The organism is Streptomyces sp. NPDC007205 (assembly GCF_040634095.1).
In the GTDB taxonomy this organism is placed as follows: domain Bacteria; phylum Actinomycetota; class Actinomycetes; order Streptomycetales; family Streptomycetaceae; genus Streptomyces.
Window position 1 is genome coordinate 54,989 of the sequence record NZ_JBEYEW010000016.1, and the last position, 16,849, is coordinate 71,837.

The following is a 16,849-nucleotide window of genomic DNA, read 5'->3' on the forward strand; positions in this document are numbered from 1 at the left end:
GACGACGGCGACAGGGAGGAGGCGTCCAAAGCGGAGACCACCAGGCCCGTGAGACACAGCCCCGCGTTGCGGGTCGCGCAGGGTGCGCAGCAGGGTCCAGGAAGTCGTCATGCCCGGTCGTCGTGGGGCTGAGGGGGGTGGGCGCGGATCGGTGAGATGCCTTGCCCCTGCGGGGCTCGCGCGCACGCGGCGGTAGCCGCACACAGCCCCGCGCCCCATCCGGGCGCCCCCGCACCGATGAGTTTTCCCGCGCCGGCCGGTCATCCCTGTGTACAGGAAGCGCAACCCCGAAGGAGTGCGGCATGACCATCGTCGACCTCGGCCCGCAGGCCCGGATCGTGGCGCGGCTCGCCGAGTCCGTGACGGACGAGCAGCTGTCCGCTCCCACGCCGTGCCCGGACTGCGCGGTGCGGAATCTGCTGGGCCATATCCACCTGCTCTCCGTGGCCTTCCGGGACGCGGCCCGCAAGGACCTCGGCGCGACGACCGACACGAGCCCGGACGCCGCCGTCCCGGACATCGGCCCCGGCTGGCGCGAGGAGCTGCCCAAGGCCCTGGACGAACTCGCGGACGCCTGGCGTGACCCGGCCGCCTGGACCGGCATGACCCGCGCGGGCGGGGTGAACCTGCCGGGCGACGTCGCCGGTGCCGTCGTCGCCGACGAACTGGTCGTCCACGGCTGGGACCTGGCCCGCGCCACCGGCCGGCCCTACGCTCCCGACCCGGCCGCCCTGGACTCGGCTCACGGCTTCCTGCTCGCCGCCGCCGAGGACCCGAACCGCGGAAACGGCCTGTTCGGCCCGGTCGTCCCGGTTCCGCCGGAGGCGCCCCTGCTGGACCGGGCGGTCGGGCTGAGCGGCCGGCATCCGGAGTGGCACCCCTGAGTACCTGGGCCGGTTGAGTACCTGGGCCGGTGTGGCCTGAGTAGGCGCACCCGTGTGCCGGACCGCGCTCGCCGGTTGACTGCTCGCATGACGACACAGCACTCTCCGGCGGTTCCGGGTCCGGTGGACGGGGACGCGCGGGATCCCAGGGGCTGGGTGGCCCCGACGATCGCGACCGCCCTGATGGTGGTGCTCGGCCCGGCCGCCGTCCTCTTCGGGGGGCTGTCCGCCATGGCCACGGACAGCTGCGGCCCCGACGACTGCTCGGCCGCCCTCAACACGTCGCTGGCCTGGATCTACGGCATGCTCACCTACGGCGGCGCCGTCTCGGCCGCCGCACTGCTCACCGCATGGCTGCTGCCCTGGAAGCGCCGCTGGACGGCGGCCCGCGCCGTGGCGTCCCTCGTCGCGCTGCTGCCACCCCTGAGCACCCTGTTCCTGGTCTTCACCCTGCCCGCGCCCTAGCCCCCGACCGCTTTCCTTTGTCAGAAGCGTTGACGAAACCCTCGCCCCCTCCTACTTTCATCGCGTCGCACTTCGTACGTCATATATGAGACGCGATATGTGAGATCCGAGAGGGCCGCATGACCTCTGTGCCCACGCCGATCCCGTCCCGCACGCAGTACGTGCTGGACGCGATCAGACACCGCATCCTGACCGGGCAGCTGACGCCAGGTCGTTCCCTGGTCGAGACGGAGCTCGCCGCGCAGTTCGGGGTGTCCAAGACCCCGGTGCGAGAGGCGCTGAAGACCCTTGCCGGGACCGGACTCGTCGTGATCAACCAGTACAAGGGCGTCACGGTGCGCATGGTGGACGCGGACATGGCGCGCGAGGTCTACGACGTACGGCTGCTGCTGGAGCCGGAGGCGCTGCGCAGGGCCGTCGGGCGAGGTGCCTCCCTCGCCACCGCGCGCGACGCGCTGGACCGGGCCGACCACGCCACCGACACCGCCGAACGCTCGCTCGCCAACCGGGAGTTCCACCGCGCCCTGTATCTGCCGTGCGGCAACCCGCTGCTCGGCCGGATGCTGGACGAGGTCCGCGACCAGGCCGCCCTGGTCTCCGCCGTCGCCTGGGCCGCCGAGCCCTCCTGGGAGCGGGAGGCCGCCGAGCACCGGGAGATCCTGCGGCTGGCGCTCGACGGTGACGCCGACGGGGCGGCGCGCGCCCTGCACGCCCACATCGCCTCCTTCGTCCAGCGTGCCTTCCCCTCGGACGCCGAGGACACCGAGTCCCGCCCAGAGGAAGGTCATTCATGAGCAGCGTGACGTTCGAGACCCAACGGGCGGCCCTGGCCGACGTGGTGGCCATCCCGGTGACTCCGTTCGCCGAGGACGGCACCGTCGAGCAGGACACCCACCGGGCCCTGCTGCGTCGCCTGCTCGACGGCGGGATACGCACCCTCACCCCGGGCGGGAACACCGGCGAGTTCTACGCCCTCACCCCCGAAGAGCGCCGCCTGGTCACCGAGTCGACCGTCGAGGAGGCCGGCGACCGCGCCGTGGTCCTCGTCGGTGTCGGGCACGACCTGCCCACCGCCATCGCCTGCGCCCGGCACGCCCGCGACCTGGGCGCCGGGATGGTCATGGTCCACCAGCCCGTCCACCCCTACGTCTCGGCAGCCGGCTGGGTCGACTACCACCGCGCCGTCGCCGAGGCCGTGCCCGAGCTGGGCGTGGTGCCGTACATCCGCAACGCCCAGCTGCCCGGCGCCCGGCTCGCCGAACTCGCCGACCACTGCCCGAACGTCATCGGGGTCAAATACGCCGTCCCGGACGCCGCCCGCTTCTCCGCTTTCGCGCGCGACGCCGGCCTCGACCGCTTCGTCTGGGTCGCCGGTCTCGCGGAGCCGTACGCCCCCTCCTACTTCTCGGCGGGCGCCACCGGTTTCACCTCCGGGCTCGTGAACGTCGCCCCGGCCGTTTCGCTGAACATGATGGAAGCGCTTCGATCCGGCGACTATCCGGCCGCCATGAAGGTGTGGGAGCAGATCCGCCGCTTCGAGGAACTGCGTGCGGCCCACGGCTCCGCCAACAATGTCACCGTCGTCAAGGAAGCGCTTGCCGCCCTCGGTCTGTGCCGCCGCGACGTCCGCCCGCCGAGCAGGCCCCTGCCCGAGGACGAGCGCGCCGAGGTCGCCGCCATCGCCGCCGGGTGGTCCGTATGAGGCAGCTGAGAAGCCACCAGTGGTACGGGACCGACGGGCTGCGCTCGTTCAGCCACCGGGCCCGGACCCGGCAGCTCGGGTATCTGCCGGAGGAGCATCTCGGCAAGCCCGTGATCGCCGTGCTCAACACGTGGTCCGACATCAACCCGTGCCATGTGCACCTGCGGGACCGCGCCCAGGCGGTGAAGCGGGGGGTGTGGCAGGCCGGCGGTTTTCCGCTGGAGTTCCCGGTCTCGACGCTGAGCGAGACCTTCCAGAAGCCGACGCCGATGCTCTACCGGAACCTGCTGGCGATGGAGACCGAGGAACTGCTGCGGTCCTATCCGGTCGACGGGGCCGTGCTGATGGGCGGGTGCGACAAGTCCACGCCCGCGCTGCTGATGGGTGCGGCCAGCGCCGGCCTGCCCGCCGTCTTCGTGCCTGCCGGGCCCATGCTGCCGGGGCACTGGCGGAGCGAGGTGCTCGGGTCCGGTACGGACATGTGGAAGTACTGGGACGACCAGCGGGCAGGCCTCATCGGCGACTGCGAGATGAGTGAGCTGGAGAGCGGCCTCGCGCGCTCCCCGGGGCACTGCATGACCATGGGTACGGCGTCGACGCTGACCTGCGCCGCCGAGGCCCTCGGCGTGACCGTGCCGGGTGCGTCGAGCATCCCCGCCGTCGACTCCGGGCACGACCGGATGGCCGCCAAGGCCGGGATGACGGCCGTCGAACTGGTCCACCGGGACCGGAAACTGACCGACATCCTCACCCGTGAGGCCTTCGAGGACGCGGTCACGACCGTGCTCGGCCTCGGCGGCTCCACCAACGCCGTCATCCATCTGATCGCCATGGCCGGCCGGGCCGGGGTGAAGCTCACCCTGGACGACTTCGACCGCATCGCCCGCACCGTGCCCGTCGTCGCCAACGTCCGCCCCGGCGGCCAGAAGTACCTGATGGAGGACTTCCACTTCGCGGGCGGCCTGCCCGGCTTCCTGTCCCGGATCACCGACCTGCTCCACCTGGACCGGCCGACGGTGTCGTACGACACCCTGCGCGAGCAGCTGAACGGCGCGCAGGTGTACGACGACGACGTCATCCGCCCCCGCGACAACCCGGTCGCGACCGAGGGCGGGGTCGCGGTCCTGCGCGGCAACCTCTGCCCGGACGGCGCGGTCATCAAGCACATCGCCGCAGAGCCCCGCCTGCTCAGGCACACCGGCCCGGCCGTCGTCTTCGACGACTACAGGACCATGCAGCGCACCATCAACGACCCCGCCCTCGGCATCACCGCCGACAGCGTGCTGGTGCTGCGCAACGCCGGACCCAAGGGCGGCCCCGGCATGCCCGAGTACGGCATGCTCCCCATCCCCGACCACCTGCTCAAGCGGGGCGTGCGGGACATGGTCCGGATCTCCGACGCCCGGATGAGCGGCACGAGTTACGGCGCCTGTGTGCTGCACGTGGCCCCGGAGTCGTACATCGGCGGCCCGCTCGCGCTCGTGCGCGCCGGGGACCTCATCACCCTGGACGTGGCGGCCCGCAGTCTCCGTCTCCACGTGGACGACGCGGAGCTGGAGCGCAGGCGGGTCGCGTGGACGCCGCCGCCCGCCCGGTACGAGCGCGGCTACGGCGTCCTCCACAACGGGCACATCACCCAGGCCGACACCGGCTGCGACTTCGAGTTCCTTGCCCGGCCGGGCCAGGTGCCGGACCCGTACGCCGGCTGAGCCCCGCACACCGCCCGTCGAAGCGCTTCATCCACGGCATGTGTGGATGGACCACAACACGTTCGTGAGCCTGAGGCGCGGCGGGGGTACGGCACGGCATGCGTATCGATCGGATAACAGGGCTCGCAGTGAGGGTTGTTATGCGCGTAGACAGTCCCTGACCTGGTACGTCAATTCACATCACCAGATACCGGAGAATCCATGCGGAAGTCCCACAGAGTCGTCGCCGCCGGTGCCGCCTGTGCTCTTGCCGGTGCCGCGCTGTACGGCGCGGGCGCTGCCACCGCCGGGCAGTCGACGGCGAACTCCACCCACGAGCCCTACAACATCGGGCAGTTGGTGAAGGACATAGACAGCTACTACGGCACCGCCGCCGACAGCAACGGCGTCTACCAGGCGTCCCCGGACAGCCCGTACGCCAAGGACCTGGCGGACATGGACGCAGCCGCCAAGCGCTACATCGACAAGGCGGCTCGCAAGGCGCACCGGCACGGCGAGAAGCCGGCCGTCGTCTTCGACATCGACGACACGCTGCTGCTCAGCCTCGACTACGAGAAGCGCTACAACTACACGTACAACCCCACCACGTGGAACGACTACGTGAACCGCGCCGACCGCCCGGCGGTCTTCGGCAGCCCCGAGCTGGTCCGGTACGCCGAGTCCAAGGGCGTCGAGGTCTTCTACAACTCCGGCCTCAGCGAGGCGCAGCGCGCCGCCGCGGTCGCCAACCTGAAGAAGGTCGGCGCCGATGTGAACCTCGACGCCGACCACATGTTCCTCAAGGACAAGGCCAACCCGCCGGCCTACCTGAGCGACTGCGCCACCGCAGCCGCCTGGAACTGCACGACCGTGCAGTACAAGTCCGGAACGCGCAAGCACATCGAGGACGACCTGGGGTACGAGATCATCGCCAACTTCGGCGACCAGTACTCGGACCTCGACGGCGGCTACGCCGATCGCACGTACAAGCTGCCGAACCCGACCTACTTCGTCTCCTGACGGTCATCCGTAGGTCTTGAGCAGTCGCTCGTACTCGGCCCTCGTCACCGGCAGCACCGTGCCGTGGCGGGGGCCGGCGGCCGCCTCGTGCAGTCGGGCGGTATGGCCGGCCGGACCCGCCGAAGTCGATGACGTAACACGGGGAAAACCTGAATCAGGAGCGACAGGGGAACAATCCAGCCAGCATGCGCACACTGATCACCAGGTGACGAGGAGTGGGACCATGTCCGTAGACCGGTACTTCAGGATCTCCGAGCGGGGATCCACCGTCGGCCGGGAGATACGCGGCGGTTTCGCCACGTTCTTCACCATGGCCTACATCCTTGTCCTGAATCCGATCATCCTGGGCAGCGCCAAGGACAGGTTCGGCCACTCGCTCGACACCGGCCAACTCGTCACCGCCACCGCACTGGTGGCCTGTGTGATGACGGCCGCCATGGGCCTCGGCGGCAACCTCCCGCTCGCCATCGCCGCTGGCCTCGGCCTCAACGCCGTCGTGGCCTTCCAACTGGCGCCGTTGATGAGCTGGGCCGACGCGATGGGCCTGGTGGTCCTGGAAGGCCTCGTCATCTGCCTGCTGGTCCTCACCGGACTGCGGGAGGCCATCATGAACGCGATCCCGCAGCAGCTGAAGCAGGCCATCGGCGTCGGCATCGGCCTGTTCATCGCCTTCATCGGCTTCGTCGACGCCGGGTTCGTCAGCCGCATCCCGGACGCCGCCCACACCACCGTGCCGGTCCAGCTCGGCGCGGTCGGCAGGCTGACCGGCTGGCCCGTGCTCGTCTTCTGTCTCGGCGTGCTGCTGACGATCGCACTGCTCGCCAGGAAGGTGAAGGGTGCGATCCTCATCGGCATCGTGACGATGACCGTCGTCGCGATCGTCCTCAACGCCGTCGCCGACATCAAGAGCTGGGGCCTGACCACGCCCAAGGTCCCCGACAAGATCGTCGCCGCCCCGGACTTCGGACTGATCGGTCACTTCAGCCTGTTCGGCGGCTTCGCCAGGGCCGGGGCCCTCACCGCCGTCCTGCTGGTCTTCACCCTGGTCCTGTCCGACTTCTTCGACGCCATGGGCACGATCGTCGGCATCAGCGCGGAGGCCGGGCTGCTCGACGAGAAGGGGCAGGTGCCCGGCATCGGCCGTGTGCTGTTCATCGACGGCGCCGCCGCCGCGGTCGGCGGTCTCGGTTCCGCATCCTCCAACACCGCCTACATCGAGTCCGCGGCCGGCGTCGGCGAGGGCGCCCGCACCGGCCTCGCCAACCTGGTCACCGGCGGCCTGTTCGGGCTCGCCCTCTTCCTCGCCCCGCTGCTCACCATCGTCCCGCTCCAGGCGGCGGCACCCGCGCTGATCGCGGTGGGCTTCCTGATGATGACCCACGTCAAGCACATCGACTGGGACCGGTACGAGATCGCCGTCCCGGCGTTCCTCACCATCGCCGCGATGCCGTTCACCTACTCCATCACCGACGGCATCGGGGCCGGTTTCCTGTCCTACGTCGTCATCAAGGCGGTGCTGGGGAAGGCCAGGGAGGTCAACTGGTTGTTGTGGGGCGTCTCGGCGTTGTTCCTGGTGTACTTCGCGATCGATCCGGTGGAGCGGATTCTCGGGGTGAAGTGAGGGGCGCTCACTTCAGTGCCGCCTGCATCATCGCCTTGGCCACCGGCGCCGCCAGCCCGTTACCGCTGACCTCCGACCGTGCCGCATCCGACTGCTCCACCATCACGGCGACCGCCACCTCCTTGCCGTTGGTGTCGGATTTGCCGAAGGACGTGAACCAGGCGTACGGCGTCTTGCTGTTGTTCTCGCCGTGCTGGGCGGTGCCCGTCTTGCCGCCGACGGTGGCGCCGTCGATCAGGGCGTTGGTGCCCGTACCCTCCTTGACCACCGTCTCCATCGCCGACTGGAGCTGCTCGGCGGTGGAGGAGGAGACGATCTCCTTGCTGTCCGCGTCGTCGTCGTAGTTCTGCAGCACCGCACCGCCGCTGTCGGTGATCTGCGACACCATGTGCGGCGTGACCAGCTTGCCGCCGTTGGCTATGGCCGCGGACACCATGGCCATCTGCAGCGGGGTCGCGGTGACGTCGAACTGACCGATGCCGGACAGCCCGGTCTGCGCCTTGTCCATGCCAGAGGGGTACACGCTGGCGTAGGCGCGCACCGGCACGTCCTGCGCGTCGTCGTTGAAACCGAACTTCTCGGCCATGGCCTTCACCTTGTCCTGGCCGAGCTGGACGGCCATATGGCCGAAGACGTTGTTGCAGGAGTACTGCAGGGCCCGGCGGATCGAGGCGTTCTTGCACGGTGCCGACTTGTTCTCGTTCGTCAGCGGACGCACCGTGCCCGGCAGGACGTACGGGTCGGGGCTGTCGGTCGGGTCGTCCACGTTCTTGTACAGCCCGTCCTCCAGCGCCGCCGCCGCCACGACCAGCTTGAAGGTGGAGCCGGGCGGCAGCGGCTGGCGCAGCGCCCGGTTGGTGAGCGGCTTGTCCTTGTCCGCGTTGAGCTGCTTCCAGGCGATCCCGGCCGTGTTGGCGTCGGTGAGCGAGGACGGGTCGTACGACGGCGTGGACACCACCGCGAGGATCTTGCCGGTCTTCGGATCGATCGCGACGGCCGCGCCCTTGTTGCCGCCCAGCGCGCGGTACGCCGCCTTCTGCACGTCCGGGTCGACCGTCGTGAGCACGTTGCCCGGGTCGGCGCGCTTGCCGGTCAGCGTGTCCATCACGGTCTTCAGCCGGTTGTCCGTGCCGTTCAGCAGGTCCGTGTAGATGCCCTCCAGCTGGGTCGGGGCATAGGCCTGCGAGGCGTAACCCGTCACCGCGGCGTAGAGCTTGCCGTCCGTGTACGTCCGCTTGTACGCGAGGTCGCTCCCTTTCGTCCGCGTCGAGCCGGTGATCGCGTTTCCGGCCACGATGATGTTCCCGAGCGGCCGCGAGTACGTCTGGATCGCGTTCCGCCGGTTGCTGTTGTCGTCCGCGAGGGCCTTGCCGTCGTAGAACTGCACCCAGGTCGCCCTGACCAGCAGAGCGAGCACGAGTAGCAGCGCGAAGACGGACGCCCGCCTGATCGTCTTGTTCATCCCGCTACGAGGACGAACGGGACGGGGACGATCGTTCCCGAACGCCCCGTTTTCTCATCGCCCGCTCAGGAAACCGGCCTCGTACGCGGCGATCACCGCCTGGGTGCGGTCCCGGGCGCCGGTCTTCGCGAGGACGGCCGCCACGTGCGACTTCACGGTCGCGGGGCCCACGTCCAGCCGCCGGGCGATCTCGGCGTTGGTCAGCCCGTCGGCCATGTGCCGCAGCACATCGCGCTCACGTCCGGTGAGCTTGCTCACCCAGGGCGCGGCCGGGGCGGTGCCGCGCGCGTGCCGGGCCGCGAGGGACCGCACGGCCGACGGGAACAGCAGGGTGTCGGTGCGGGCGACCAGCCGCACCGACTGCACCAGGGCATCGGCGTCGGACCGCTTCAGCAGGAAGCCGGCGGCACCGGCGCGCAGGGCGTCGTACACGTACGCGTCGTTCTCGAAGGTGGTCACGACGACGATCCGCGGCGGCCGTTCCATGGTGGCGACGATCTGCTCGGTGGCCCGGATGCCGTCGACCTCGGGCATCCGGACGTCCATGAGCACGACGTCGGGCCGCAGTTGCCGGACCACGGACACGGCCTCGGCGCCGGTGGTCGCCTCGCCGACGACCTCCAGGCCGGGCTCGGCGGAGAGGATGGCGCGCAGGGCGGTGCGGACCATGTGCTCGTCGTCGGCGAGGACGATCCGGAGGGCGGGCTGGGTCATGCGGGTCCTTTCGGAAGCGGTTGGGGTTGCGCGTCGGCTTCCGTCGCGGGCGTGGTCAGGGGCAGTCGTACGTGCAGGCGCCAGGTGCCGCCCGACGGTCCCGCCTGTGCCGTGCCGCCCAGCAGCCGCACCCGGTCGGCGATGCCCCGCAGACCGTGGCCGCCACCGGGGCGTGGAGCCGTGACCGTGCCCAGGGGGTTCTCGACGGTGATCTCCAGATGGCCGGCGGAAGCGCAGATGCGCACCGCGACCGCCGTGCCGGCGTGTTTCAGGGCGTTGCTCAGGCCCTCCTGCACGATCCGGTACGCCTCCCGGGAGACCAGCGCCGGCAGCGCGGCCGGGTCGAGGCCGACGGTGGCCGTCACGGGCTGTCCGGCGGCCCTGGTCCGGCGCAGCAGCCCGTCGAGGTCGGTCGCGAGGGTGGGCGCCGGCGTGGTGCCCGGCGCGTCCCCGTCCCGCAACACGCCGAGGACGGCGTCGAGTTCGCCGACCGTGCGCCGGGTGGTCTCCTCGATGGCGGTGAGCGCCTCGCGGACGAACTCCGGGTCGGTGCCGAGGAGCCGGCGGGCCGCGCTCGCCTGGAGGGTGACGGCGCTCAGGGCATGACCGACGGAGTCGTGCAGCTCGCGGGCGAGCCGGTTGCGCACGGCGAGGTCGGCGGCCCGGGCCTCGGCGGCGGCCAGCCGGTCCTGCGGGGTGGGCCCGAGCAGCGCGGGCGCCCAGTGGGCCAGCAGGGCACCGCAGCCGGCCGCGCACGCGGCGAGCGCGCACGCCACGGCCAGGCCCGCGACCGGAGACAGGGCCAAGGCCCAGCCGTGGTCGAGGACTTCGGGAAGGTGGAGCGGGGAGTGGCGCAGCGCGGCGAACAGGGGCAGGACGACCAGCACCGCCGCGAACGGCGGCACGGCCAGCGACATGCCCGCGATGATCCCGCCGAGGCCGAGATGCAGCGTGAACCAGGCCGCCGTCCGCGCCCGTTCGGCCGCGGTGCGGGCCGGGCCGGCGGCCAGAGCGTCGGCGTCGACGTCGCACAGGGCCCGCACGGCTGCCGCCTCCAGCGGCCGGGTCAGCGGGAACAAAGAGGTGAGCGCGGCGATCGGCAACCCGACGGCGAACGAGCCGAGTTGCAGCGGAAGGGAACCGAAGACGTCGTCCACGCCGGTGAGCGGGCCGATGATCACCGAGCCGCCGAGGACGTACGGCATGGCGAGGGCGCCGCCCAGGATCAGATGGATCCAGCGGCGCCGCGCCCGCCCGCCGAAGAGCAGCCGCAACGCCCCGGTCACCGCAACGCCCCGGTCACCGCGGCGCCTTGGCGTGCCGGTCCGTGAGGAAGCGGGCGAGGGCGCTCGCCACGAGGAAGCCGGTGATCATCTGCCCAGCGTAGGTCAGGGCGGTCGGCGCTGTGAGCCTGTCGCCCGTCACCAAGGTGGCCAGCGACATCCAGCCGCCCCAGCAGGCCACGGCCGCGGAACCGGTCCAGGCCAGCGCCAGCGGCACGGCCACGGGCAGCGGACGGCCCCGCCGGAAGGCGAGCTGCCAGGAACCGGTGACGGCCGCGGCGAGAAAGAGGACGTAGACAGCCTGCACGGACCGGTCGCCGCTGCCGTCCGGCGCGGCGAGCCCGAGGGCCCGCAGCAGCCGCAGCACGCCCGGGACCAGTGCGACGAGCGCCGCCGCCACGGCCGTCAGCCGCTGCGCCCGCGCCGCACCCGCGGCCGGCAGCTCCCGCACCCGCCCCCGCCACAGATGCCCCCAGCGCTCACCGGCGTACCCGGCGAACAGCGCGCCCAGTGCCAGCCCCTGCACGATGAAATCGCCGTACACCACCCCGAAGACCCAGCCGTCGAGGAAGGGCCTGTCCCCCGTGCCGCCGGCCCCGCCTCCGCCGCCGTGCAGGACGAGCTGCAGCGGGAAACCCACCATGATGGGTGCGAGCAGTCCCACGGCGAGCCACATCGGCACCGCGAGCAGCCAGGCGGGCACCCGTCGGCCCCACGGGCGGGTCAGCAGCAGCGCCAGTACGACGACGGCCGCGTCCATCAGCACGGTCAGGCCGTTGGCGAGCGCCAATGTCAGCCGGTGCTCCAGCAGCGGGCTGCCGTCCGGGATGCCGAGGTGGCTCCCGCCGATCCAGGCGGCCTTGAGGGACAGATACGGCAGGCAGGCGGCGACCGCGGCGAACCGGAGCGAACGGCGCCGGGCGGAGATGCCGGCGGGGACAGGGGTCGTGGAGAGCGTCATGCCTCAAACCCTCCCGGCCGCGCGCCGAGTCCACCTCGTGCGGACCGGTGATCCGTCTCCGCCGCGCGGGGGAGGGCCTCAGCCCTCCAGGATGAGCACGACCTCGTCGATCTCCTGCCCCCGCCCGTTCGCGTACCCCCGGGCCCGGGCCGTCTCGCGGAAGCCGCACTTGTCCAGTACCCGCAGCGACGCCGCGTTGTCGGCCGCCGCCCGCGCGTACAGCGGCCGTTCGGGCACCTCGGCGAGCAGGCCCCGCAGCGCGGCCGTCGCCACGCCCCGGCCCCAGTACGCGCGGTCGATCCAGTACGTCACCTCGCGCTCGCCGGCCGCGCCGTAGACCGCCGCGTTACCGGCCACCTCGCCGTCTGCCAGCACCGTGCGCAGGATGAAGGAGGAGTTCCGCACCCGCTGCCAGTAGGCCGCGAAGGCCTCCCGGCCGTGCGGGTCCTCCGGACCGAACGCGGCCATCCGGACGGCTTCCGGGTCGGTCATCTGCCGGTGGAACACCGGCAGGTCACCGTCCTCCACGGCGCGCAGCGCGATCTCCATGCGCCCGAGCCTACGACGGCTCGCGCGCCGCACCCACGACCGCCCGCGCTCAGAGCCTGCGCGTCGCCAGGGCCAGCCGGTCACGCGCGTCGAACAGCGCGTCCTTGATCATCTGCTCGTGGGCCGGGGTCAGCCGGGCCACCGGCACCGAGCAGCTGATCGCGTCCCGGGCCGGGGTGCGGTAGGGGATCGCCACGCCGAAGCAGCGCAGGCCCAGCGTGTTCTCCTCGCGGTCGACCGCGAAGCCCTGCTCCCGCACCTGGTGCAGCTCCTCGATGAGCTTCTCCCGGTCGGTGAGGGTGTTCCCGGTGAGTGCGGGCAGGGTCTCCGGCAGCAGCTTGCGCACCTGCTCGTCGCTGTACGTGGCGAGGATCGCCTTGCCGAGGGAGGTCGAGTGGGCCGGCAGCCGGCGCCCGACCCGGGTGAAGGGGCGCAGATAGTGCTGGGACTGACGGGTGGCGAGGTAGACCACGTTGGTGCCGTCGAGCCGGGCCAGGTGGATGGTCTCCGTGGTGTCGTCGGAGAGCCGGTCCAGGGCCGGCCGGGCGGCGGCCACCACCTCGTCGCCGTCGATGTAGGACGTGCCCACGAGCAGCGCCCGCACCCCGATGCCGTACCGCGTGCCCGTCGCGTCCGTCTCCACCCAGCCCAGCTCCACGAGGGTGCGCAGCAGCATGTACAGGCTGGACTTGGGGTATCCCACCGCCTCCTGGACGGATGCGAGGGAGTGCATACCGGGCCGGCCGGCGAAGTACTCGAGCAATTCAACGGTCCGCACCGCGGACTTGACCTGGGCCCCGCCTGTCTCGCCAGCCGACATCGCCCTTGACCCCTTCAATCGCCGGGAAATAGTCTCCGAGCAGCATATTCATCATCAGAGACAGTGTTCAGTATATCGAACGCCCCTGGTGGTTGACCCAAGCCCGTTCTTGGATATTGCGGCCTTACTGGAGGGACCCGCGGTGGCAGCAGCACCAGTCTGGAGTGTCGACCCGCGCACCGGGAAGCAGCGTGAACAGGTTGCGGTGGAGGCCACAGCGCAGGAGGTGGACACGGCGGTCAGGGCGGCCCACGCCGCACGTGGCGCCCTCGCCGACCGCGCGGTGCGCTCGGCCTTCCTGCGCTCGGCCGCCGCGGGCCTGGACGCGGCCACGGACGGCCTGGTCGAGACCGCGGACGCCGAGACCGCCCTCGGTCCGGTCCGGCTGACCGGTGAACTCGCCCGCACCGGCTACCAGTTGCGGGCCTTCGCCGACATCGTCGACGAGGGCGCCTTCCTCGACGTCATCATCAACCACCCCGACGACACGGCGACCCCGCCCATCCCGGACCTGCGCCGCTACAAGGTCCCGCTCGGCGTCGTCGCCGTCTACTCCGCCTCCAACTTCCCCTTCGCCTTCTCCGTCGCCGGCGGCGACACCGCGAGCGCGCTCGCCGCGGGCTGCCCGGTGGTCGTCAAGGCCCACCCCGACCACCCGGGTCTGTCCGAGCTGGTCGCCAAGGTGCTGCGCCGGGCCGCCGCCGAGCACGGCATCCCCGAGGGTGTCGTCGGCCTCGTGCACGGCTTCGAGGCGGGCATCGAGCTGATCAGGCACCCGCTGGTCGCCGCGGCCGGCTTCACCGGCTCGGTGCGGGGCGGGCGGGCGCTGTTCGACGCGGCGGCCGCGCGTCCGGTGCCGATCCCGTTCCACGGCGAGCTGGGGTCCTTGAACCCGGTCCTGGTGACCGAGGCCGCCGCCGACGAGCGTGGCGAGGCGATCGGCACCGGTCTGGCCGGGTCCATGACGCTCGGCGTCGGGCAGTTCTGTGTGAAGCCCGGACTGGTGCTGGTGCCGTCCGGCGCCGGGGGCGACCGGCTGGTGAAGTCCCTGACCGACGCCGTCAGCGACACCGGCGCAGGGGTGCTGCTCGACCACCGCATGCGGGACAACTTCGTCGCCGGGGTGCGGGAGCGGGCCGGCCTGGACGGCGTGGAGACGCCGGTCACGCCGGGCGCGGGCGGCGAGCACACGGTCAGCGCCGGGTTCCTCACGGTGCCGGCGCAGCGGCTGGCCGAGGAGGGGGCCCACGACCTGCTGCTGGAGGAGTGCTTCGGGCCGGTCACCGTCGTGGGCCGGTACACCTCCGAGGAGGAGGCCGCTGTCGTGCTGTCGCGGTTGCCGGGGAATCTCACGGCGACGGTCCAGCTGTCCTCGCAGGAGGCGGCCGGGGAGGGGCGGGGACCGGAACTCCTGGCCGAGCTGACCCCGTTGGCGGGGCGTGTGGTGGTGAACGCGTGGCCCACCGGTGTCGCTGTGGCTCCGGCCCAGCAGCACGGGGGGCCTTATCCCGCGACGACCTCCACGTCCACCTCTGTGGGCGGTACGGCCATCGAGCGGTGGCTGCGGCCGGTGGCTTATCAGAACGCGCCGTCGGCCTTGTTGCCGAAGGAGCTTCGCGACGAGAATCCGCTGGGGCTTCCCCGGCGGTTCAACGGGGTTCTGGAGCGGTAGGTCACCGCCCTGCGGGACAATCGGTCGATGGACGTGGAACTTCCCGAACTCCCTTTCACCCTCCGTACCTACGGACCCGACGGGCACTGGGACTACGAGGACGGCGTGCTGACCGGCTGGGCCGGGCCCCGGCAGGACCGGTTCGTCACGCCCACCGGGGAGGCCCTCGACCCGGCCTCGGACGCGCCCCGGCTGCTGGGCGCGCCCGAGGGCGACTTCCAGCTGATCGCGCGGGTCACCGTGGGCTTCCGGGCCGCCTTCGACGCGGGCGTCCTCTACGTCCACGTCGGCGAGCGGGCCTGGGCCAAGCTGTGTCTGGAGTACTCCCCGGATGTGCCCACCGTCTGCACGGTGGTCACCCGGGGGCACTCCGACGACGCCAACTCCCTCACCGTCGAGGGGAGTTCGGTGTGGCTGCGGGTCAGCCGGACCGGGCGGGCCTTCGCCTTCCACGCCTCGCGGGACGGCGAGCGGTGGACCTTCGTCCGGCTGTTCACCCTGGGCGACGAGAAGGAGACGGACACCGCCCTGGTCGGCTTCATGACCCAGTCGCCCATGGGGGAGGGGTGTGTGGTGACGTACGACCGCATCGGGTTCAGGACGTCCTGGCCGAGCGACCTGCGAGACGGAAGCTGAGCGCGAACGTCACCGTGAGCAGGACCGCGCTGATGGCCAGGCTCCAGCGCATACCGGACTGGAAGCCGTGGCCGAGCAGCGCTCCGAACACCGCGATGCCCAGGCCGCCGGCCACCTGCCGGGCCGAGTTGAGCACCCCGGCCGCCAGGCCCGCCCGTTCGGCGGGTACGGCCTCCATCATCGCGGCGGTCAGTGGCGGCACCGTCAGCGCGCAGCCCAGCGCCAGCGGCACCAGCAGCACGGACACCAGGGCCGGGGAGGTGCCGGCGTCGACGTACAGCAGCAGGAGCAGGCCGGCGACGGCGAGCGGCTGGCCCACGAGCATCGGCAACCGGGCGCCGTAGCGGCTCGCGAGCTTGCCCGCCACCACGTTCGTCACCGCGATCAGGCCCGTCATCGGCAGGAACATCAGCCCGGCGTCCAGCGCCGAGTGGCCCTGGACCTGCTGGAAGAAGAGCGAGAAGACGAACACCGTGCCGAAGAAGGCCACGCTGCAGGCGGAACCGGCCACGACCGCCGTGGCCACGGTCCGGTTGCGGAACAGGCCGAGGGGCACCACCGGGTGCGGCCGGCGCGCCTCGACGCGCAGGAACGCCGCGCCCGCGAGGACGGCCACCGCCAGTGCCGCCCAGCCCGCCGTCCCGCCCTCGATCACCGCGAAGGTCAGGGACACCAGGGCCGCCACCGCCGTCAGCTGGCCGGGCACATCCAGCGGTGCCGGACGGGGCCGCGAGCGCGGTGCACGGACGAGCAGGCCCAGGATCGCGGCGCCCACCGGCAGGTTGACGAAGAAGATGCCACGCCAGTCCCAGGCGGTGGTCAGCGCTCCGCCCGCCACCGGACCGAGGGCCACGGCGAGCGACCCGCCCGCCGCCCAGGCCGCCACCGCGCGGGCCCGCCGCGCCGGTTCCCGGTACGCCTGCCGCACCAGCGCCAGCGACGCCGGGAGCACCACGGCCGCCGCGACACCCTGGACCACCCGCGCGCCGATCAGGGCCGGCAGATCCGGTGCCAGTCCGCAGGCCGCCGAAGCGAGCGTGAACACCGTGGTGCCGAGGGCGAACGCCCGGCTCGCCCCGGCCCGGTCGGAGAAGGCCCCGGTGGACAGCATCAGCGCCGCGAAGGCCAGTGTGTAGGCGTCCACCACCCACTGCAGGCCGGACATCCCGCCGCCCAGAGAGGAGCCGATCGCGGGCAGGGCCACATTGACCACGGACGCGTCGAGACAGATGAGCCCGAAGCCGAGCAGGGCGGCGGTGAGGGTGAGCGTCGCGGAGGACCCTGTGGGCACCAAGCCGCTTTGCTCAGGCGCGAGTTGTCCGGCCCTGGATATCTGGTTCGTTGACATGTCCCCATGCTGCGGATCTCCGCT

At 71.7% G+C, this 16,849-nt stretch carries 16 protein-coding genes; 9 read left to right on the forward strand and 7 right to left on the reverse strand.

Going from position 1 to position 16,849, the window contains the following annotated elements:
* The first annotated feature begins 302 nt into the window (after window positions 1–302).
* The 7 genes from ABZ624_RS25185 to ABZ624_RS25215 all read left to right on the forward strand — a co-directional run bounded on the left by ABZ624_RS25185 (window position 303) and on the right by ABZ624_RS25215 (window position 7,380).
* Window positions 303–884, forward strand: a complete 582-nt coding sequence (locus ABZ624_RS25185; protein ID WP_360093113.1) for a TIGR03086 family metal-binding protein — start codon at window positions 303–305, stop codon at window positions 882–884.
* Window positions 885–971: 87 nt separating this feature from the next.
* Window positions 972–1,349, forward strand: a complete 378-nt coding sequence (locus ABZ624_RS25190; RefSeq protein ID WP_360093116.1) for a hypothetical protein — start codon at window positions 972–974, stop codon at window positions 1,347–1,349.
* Window positions 1,350–1,468: 119 nt separating this feature from the next.
* On the forward strand, window positions 1,469–2,143 hold the full coding sequence (locus ABZ624_RS25195) for a GntR family transcriptional regulator (RefSeq protein ID WP_360093119.1): 675 nt from the start codon (window positions 1,469–1,471) through the stop codon (window positions 2,141–2,143).
* Entirely contained in the window at window positions 2,140–3,051 is a 912-nt protein-coding gene (locus ABZ624_RS25200; RefSeq protein ID WP_360093122.1) for a dihydrodipicolinate synthase family protein, read from the forward strand. The genes ABZ624_RS25195 and ABZ624_RS25200 overlap by 4 nt, the downstream gene beginning before the upstream one ends.
* On the forward strand, window positions 3,048–4,760 hold the full coding sequence (gene araD / locus ABZ624_RS25205; protein WP_360093125.1) for an L-arabinonate dehydratase: 1,713 nt from the start codon (window positions 3,048–3,050) through the stop codon (window positions 4,758–4,760). The genes ABZ624_RS25200 and araD overlap by 4 nt, the downstream gene beginning before the upstream one ends.
* Before the next feature lie 201 nt (window positions 4,761–4,961).
* Window positions 4,962–5,759 carry an HAD family acid phosphatase gene (locus ABZ624_RS25210; RefSeq protein WP_360093128.1) on the forward strand — a complete coding sequence of 266 codons (798 nt, stop codon included), beginning with the start codon at window positions 4,962–4,964 and terminating at the stop codon, window positions 5,757–5,759.
* A 223-nt stretch (window positions 5,760–5,982) separates the two neighbouring features.
* Window positions 5,983–7,380 (forward strand): NCS2 family permease, encoded by a 1,398-nt coding sequence (locus ABZ624_RS25215; RefSeq protein WP_360093131.1) that lies wholly within the window; start codon window positions 5,983–5,985, stop codon window positions 7,378–7,380.
* A gap of 7 nt (window positions 7,381–7,387) precedes the next feature.
* Here the strand turns inward: ABZ624_RS25215 and ABZ624_RS25220 are convergent, their stop codons facing one another.
* From ABZ624_RS25220 to ABZ624_RS25245, 6 genes are all read right to left on the reverse strand, one after another.
* Window positions 7,388–8,842: a penicillin-binding transpeptidase domain-containing protein gene (locus ABZ624_RS25220; protein WP_360093134.1), complete on the reverse strand. Its 1,455-nt coding sequence runs from the start codon at window positions 8,840–8,842 to the stop codon at window positions 7,388–7,390.
* 54 nt (window positions 8,843–8,896) lie between these two features.
* A complete protein-coding gene (locus ABZ624_RS25225; RefSeq protein ID WP_360093137.1) occupies window positions 8,897–9,556 on the reverse strand; it encodes a response regulator transcription factor in 660 nt (219 codons plus the stop codon).
* Complete coding sequence (locus ABZ624_RS25230) at window positions 9,553–10,842, reverse strand: histidine kinase (protein WP_360093140.1); 1,290 nt, start codon at window positions 10,840–10,842, stop codon at window positions 9,553–9,555. Before ABZ624_RS25230 ends, ABZ624_RS25225 begins: the two co-directional genes overlap by 4 nt.
* 13 nt (window positions 10,843–10,855) lie before the next feature.
* Window positions 10,856–11,800: a hypothetical protein gene (locus ABZ624_RS25235; protein ID WP_360093143.1), complete on the reverse strand. Its 945-nt coding sequence runs from the start codon at window positions 11,798–11,800 to the stop codon at window positions 10,856–10,858.
* Window positions 11,801–11,878: 78 nt separating this feature from the next.
* Window positions 11,879–12,349, reverse strand: coding sequence for a GNAT family N-acetyltransferase (locus tag ABZ624_RS25240; RefSeq protein WP_360093146.1), 471 nt, complete (start codon window positions 12,347–12,349; stop codon window positions 11,879–11,881).
* A 49-nt stretch (window positions 12,350–12,398) separates the two neighbouring features.
* On the reverse strand, window positions 12,399–13,169 hold the full coding sequence (locus tag ABZ624_RS25245; RefSeq protein ID WP_360093149.1) for an IclR family transcriptional regulator: 771 nt from the start codon (window positions 13,167–13,169) through the stop codon (window positions 12,399–12,401).
* Between the two features lie 142 nt (window positions 13,170–13,311).
* Here ABZ624_RS25245 and ABZ624_RS25250 point away from each other — a divergent pair, with 142 nt between their 5' ends.
* Window positions 13,312–14,841 carry an aldehyde dehydrogenase (NADP(+)) gene (locus ABZ624_RS25250; protein ID WP_360093152.1) on the forward strand — a complete coding sequence of 510 codons (1,530 nt, stop codon included), beginning with the start codon at window positions 13,312–13,314 and terminating at the stop codon, window positions 14,839–14,841.
* 27 nt (window positions 14,842–14,868) lie between these two features.
* The gene (locus ABZ624_RS25255) at window positions 14,869–15,477 is read left to right on the forward strand and encodes a DUF1349 domain-containing protein (RefSeq protein ID WP_360093155.1); all 609 of its coding nucleotides are present in this window, start codon (window positions 14,869–14,871) and stop codon (window positions 15,475–15,477) included.
* Here the strand turns inward: ABZ624_RS25255 and ABZ624_RS25260 are convergent.
* Window positions 15,437–16,825: an MFS transporter gene (locus ABZ624_RS25260; RefSeq protein WP_360093158.1), complete on the reverse strand. Its 1,389-nt coding sequence runs from the start codon at window positions 16,823–16,825 to the stop codon at window positions 15,437–15,439. The two genes, ABZ624_RS25255 and ABZ624_RS25260, sit on opposite strands and share 41 nt — an antisense overlap.
* Window positions 16,826–16,849: the final 24 nt, after the last annotated feature.

Excerpts from the sequence above, each read along its gene's own strand:
- ABZ624_RS25185 (WP_360093113.1), top strand. The coding sequence starts at position 303 with ATGACCATCGTCGACCTCGGCCCGCAGGCCCGGATCGTGGCGCGGCTC.
- ABZ624_RS25190 (WP_360093116.1), top strand. The coding sequence starts at position 972 with ATGACGACACAGCACTCTCCGGCGGTTCCGGGTCCGGTGGACGGGGAC.
- ABZ624_RS25195 (WP_360093119.1), top strand. The coding sequence starts at position 1,469 with ATGACCTCTGTGCCCACGCCGATCCCGTCCCGCACGCAGTACGTGCTG.
- ABZ624_RS25200 (WP_360093122.1), top strand. The coding sequence starts at position 2,140 with ATGAGCAGCGTGACGTTCGAGACCCAACGGGCGGCCCTGGCCGACGTG.
- araD (WP_360093125.1), top strand. The coding sequence starts at position 3,048 with ATGAGGCAGCTGAGAAGCCACCAGTGGTACGGGACCGACGGGCTGCGC.
- ABZ624_RS25210 (WP_360093128.1), top strand. The coding sequence starts at position 4,962 with ATGCGGAAGTCCCACAGAGTCGTCGCCGCCGGTGCCGCCTGTGCTCTT.
- ABZ624_RS25215 (WP_360093131.1), top strand. The coding sequence starts at position 5,983 with ATGTCCGTAGACCGGTACTTCAGGATCTCCGAGCGGGGATCCACCGTC.
- ABZ624_RS25220 (WP_360093134.1), bottom strand. The coding sequence starts at position 8,842 with ATGAACAAGACGATCAGGCGGGCGTCCGTCTTCGCGCTGCTACTCGTG.
- ABZ624_RS25225 (WP_360093137.1), bottom strand. The coding sequence starts at position 9,556 with ATGACCCAGCCCGCCCTCCGGATCGTCCTCGCCGACGACGAGCACATG.
- ABZ624_RS25235 (WP_360093143.1), bottom strand. The coding sequence starts at position 11,800 with ATGACGCTCTCCACGACCCCTGTCCCCGCCGGCATCTCCGCCCGGCGC.
- ABZ624_RS25240 (WP_360093146.1), bottom strand. The coding sequence starts at position 12,349 with ATGGAGATCGCGCTGCGCGCCGTGGAGGACGGTGACCTGCCGGTGTTC.
- ABZ624_RS25245 (WP_360093149.1), bottom strand. The coding sequence starts at position 13,169 with ATGTCGGCTGGCGAGACAGGCGGGGCCCAGGTCAAGTCCGCGGTGCGG.
- ABZ624_RS25255 (WP_360093155.1), top strand. The coding sequence starts at position 14,869 with ATGGACGTGGAACTTCCCGAACTCCCTTTCACCCTCCGTACCTACGGA.
- ABZ624_RS25260 (WP_360093158.1), bottom strand. The coding sequence starts at position 16,825 with ATGTCAACGAACCAGATATCCAGGGCCGGACAACTCGCGCCTGAGCAA.